Below are 1,439 nucleotides of genomic sequence, written 5' to 3'. Positions count from 1 at the left end.
GCAGCGCGACGATCGCCACCGTCACCCCGGCGAGCAGGTCCTTGCGCGGTGAGCGCCGCATCGTCGCCCACGTCGTGCGCTCGGGAAGCACCGCCCGCAGCCGGCCACCCAGACGGCTCGCGGACGAAGCGGACGCGCCGCTCATGCCTCTGCCGCCTCTGCCGCCTGTGCCTCCTGCGTCGCGTGCCCGCCGAGCTCGGCCAGCAGGTCCGACTGGACGGTGATCATCGTGGACAGGATCCGCCGTGCCGCCTGCAGTAGCTCCGCCACGTCCGGCGTGCTCAGCGCGTACACCACGGTGTTGCCGTCCCGGGTGGCCGACACCAGCTGGGTGCGGCGCAGCACCGCCAGCTGCTGGGACAGGTTCGAGGGCTCGATCTCGATCTCCGCCAGCAGTTCGCGCACCGGCCGCGGCCCGTCCTGCAGCAGCTCCAGCACCCGGATCCGCACCGGATGGCCGAGCGTGCGGAAGAACTCCGCCTTCGCCTGATACAGCGGGATCGCCATCAGTCCTGCTCCTCCTCGTCCGCCGCGCGGTCCAGCGCGATGCCGTGGTGGGCCGCGATCCGCAGCAGTTGCGTGATCCGCCCCGCGTACGCCTGTGCCTTCTCCTCGTCACCGGCTTCCCGGGCCCGGGCCCGCAGTCGGCGGGCCTCGGCCAGCTGCTCGTGCAGTTCCGCGTCGAACACGCCGCTCATCGCCGCTGTCCCTCCGCCTCGGGCCCCGCGTCCCTGTCGGACCCATCGGTACACAAATGCATCATCTGCGAACATGAAGAATTCTTCAAATTACTACTATCGCAAGCCATGGCCGGAGTCCGGCCGATCCGCCTGTCGATCACCCGTCGTTCCGGCCGGTCGGCTCGGCCGCCGGTGTCCGGTCCTGCCGCATCCGCGTGAGCGGCGCTCCGCTTCCGGGGTGCACCTGCCTTCCGCATGCAGCGGCGGCCGGAGGCGGCGGGCCGGACGACTCACAGTCCGCCCCGACGCCGGTCCCGCCGTCGGGGCGGGCCTGGCGTGGTGCGACCGCAGGGGGCGGCCGGCCCGTGGCCGGGGTCAGGCCTTCTTGACCACGCTCGACTTGAGCTGCATGGCGCCGAAACCCTCGATCCGGCAGTCGATGTCGTGGCCGTCCACGCCGTCGACCAGGCGGATGTTGCGCACCTTGGTCCCGGCCTTGATGCCCGACGGGCTGCCCTTGACCTTCAGCGCCTTCACCACGGTCACCGTGTCGCCGTCGTGCAGCTCGTTGCCGACCGCGTCCCGCACCACCCGCTCGCCGGGGGCCTGCGCGCCGCTGTCGCCGGGGGTCCACTCGTGTCCGCACTCGGGGCACACCACCAGCGCGTCCATGACGTAGGTGTACTCGCCGGAGCACTTCGGGCACGGGGGAAGGTTCTCGCTCATGGGCCCGGGTCCTCCGTCTGTCGCATCTGTCGC

General features: G+C 71.6%; 3 protein-coding genes. All 3 read right to left on the bottom strand.

Going from position 1 to position 1,439, the window contains the following annotated elements:
• Positions 1-141: 141 nt before the first annotated feature.
• The gene (locus ABZ641_RS37235; RefSeq protein WP_359989005.1) at positions 142-507 is read right to left on the bottom strand and encodes a metalloregulator ArsR/SmtB family transcription factor; all 366 of its coding nucleotides are present in this window, start codon (positions 505-507) and stop codon (positions 142-144) included.
• Positions 507-698 carry a hypothetical protein gene (locus ABZ641_RS37230; protein WP_344627071.1) on the bottom strand — a complete coding sequence of 64 codons (192 nt, stop codon included), beginning with the start codon at positions 696-698 and terminating at the stop codon, positions 507-509. Before ABZ641_RS37230 ends, ABZ641_RS37235 begins: the two co-directional genes overlap by 1 nt.
• 357 nt (positions 699-1,055) lie before the next feature.
• Complete coding sequence (locus ABZ641_RS37225; protein ID WP_344627072.1) at positions 1,056-1,406, bottom strand: zinc ribbon domain-containing protein YjdM; 351 nt, start codon at positions 1,404-1,406, stop codon at positions 1,056-1,058.
• Between the last annotated feature and the right edge of the window lie 33 nt (positions 1,407-1,439).

It is taken from the genome of Kitasatospora sp. NPDC007106, from assembly GCF_040634455.1.
GTDB classification, from domain to species: Bacteria; Actinomycetota; Actinomycetes; order Streptomycetales; family Streptomycetaceae; genus Kitasatospora; species Kitasatospora arboriphila.
This window is presented reverse-complemented; position numbering and strand designations above follow the sequence as displayed.